This is a genomic window from Micrococcus sp. CH7 (assembly GCF_001595485.1).
Lineage (GTDB): Bacteria > Actinomycetota > Actinomycetes > Actinomycetales > Micrococcaceae > Micrococcus > Micrococcus luteus.
Genome location: NZ_LOSQ01000043.1, coordinates 1 through 1,425, shown reverse-complemented (window position 1 = coordinate 1,425; position 1,425 = coordinate 1). Strand labels below are relative to the sequence as shown.

General features: G+C 67.9%; 1 protein-coding gene. It reads left to right on the top strand.

Going from position 1 to position 1,425, the window contains the following annotated elements:
- Positions 1 to 122: 122 nt before the first annotated feature.
- Positions 123 to 1,376: an IS256 family transposase gene (locus AUV08_RS10490; protein ID WP_036382543.1), complete on the top strand. Its 1,254-nt coding sequence runs from the start codon at positions 123 to 125 to the stop codon at positions 1,374 to 1,376.
- The last annotated feature ends 49 nt before the right edge of the window (positions 1,377 to 1,425 follow it).

Here is a 1,425-nt window from a genome sequence, read left to right as displayed (position 1 = left end):
AGTTGAGTCCCGCATAGTGGTGTAGCGCCCGGTGGTCGGGCACGTCGTTCCAGACGTGGACGCGGCCACCGTGTGATCCTTCGAGTCAACCTCTCACAGAATCCTCGAATGGAGTCATCACGATGACCGCTCCTCATATTGTCGACCCTGCCGGCCTGCTGGGCGAAGCCCTGTCCGAGGCCTCCCCGGACATGATGCGCCACCTGCTGCAGACGATGATCAACACCCTGCTCTGCGCTGACGCCGATGCGGTGGTCGGCGCCGAATGGGGCAAACCCTCCCGTGACCGCACGGCCCAGCGCAATGGGTACCGGCACCGGGACCTGGACACCCGGGTCGGCACCGTGGACGTGGCCATCCCGAAGCTGCGCTCGGGCACCTACTTCCCGGAATGGCTGCTCGAGCGGCGCAAGCGGGCCGAATCGGCGCTGATCACCGTGGTCGCAGACTGCTACCTGGCCGGTGTCTCTACCCGGCGGATGGACAAGCTGGTCAAGACCTTGGGCATCAATGCCCTGTCGAAGTCCCAGGTGTCCCGGATGGCCGCGGACCTCGATGAGCAGGTGGAGGCCTTCCGCCACCGGCCGCTCGGGGAGGCGGGACCGTTCACGTTCGTTGCCGCGGACGCGTTGACGATGAAGGTGCGTGAGGGCGGGCGTGTGGTCAACGCGGTGGTGCTCATCGCCACCGGGGTCAACGGCGACGGCCACCGCGAAGTGTTGGGCCTGCGGGTGGCCACCAGCGAGACCGGGGCGGCGTGGAACGAGTTCTTCGCCGACTTGGTCGCCCGGGGCCTGGCCGGGGTCCGGCTGGTCACCTCTGATGCCCACCCCGGGCTCAAGGACGCCATCGCCGCGAACCTGCCCGGTGCGGTGTGGCAACGCTGCCGCACCCACTACGCGGCGAACCTGATGGGCATCACCCCGAAGAGCATGTGGCCGGCGGTGAAGGCCATGCTCCACTCGGTCTACGACCAGCCCGATGCCGCCAGCGTCAACGCCCAGTTCGACCGGCTGCTGGACTACGTGAGCGAGAAACTGCCGGTGGTGGCCGAGCACCTCGATGCTGCCCGGGCCGACATCCTGGCGTTCACCACATTCCCCAAGGACGTCTGGACCCAGATCTGGTCGAACAACCCGGCCGAGCGGCTCAACCGCGAGATCCGCCGCCGCACCGACGCGGTGGGCATCTTCCCCAACCGGGCGGCCATCGTACGACTGGTGGGCGCGGTGCTGGCCGAGCAGACAGACGAGTGGGCCGAGGGCCGTCGCTACCTCGGCCTGGAGGTCCTGGCCCGCTGCCGACTCACCACCGTCAGCAACACGGGAAGCGAGGTGAACCCCGACACCGCGCCCGCCCTCGAGTTCAGCGCCTGACAACCCCAACGAAGGAATCAGCCGCTACACCACTTCATGGGGCTTGACC

Excerpts from the sequence above, each read along its gene's own strand:
- AUV08_RS10490 (WP_036382543.1), top strand. The coding sequence starts at position 123 with ATGACCGCTCCTCATATTGTCGACCCTGCCGGCCTGCTGGGCGAAGCC.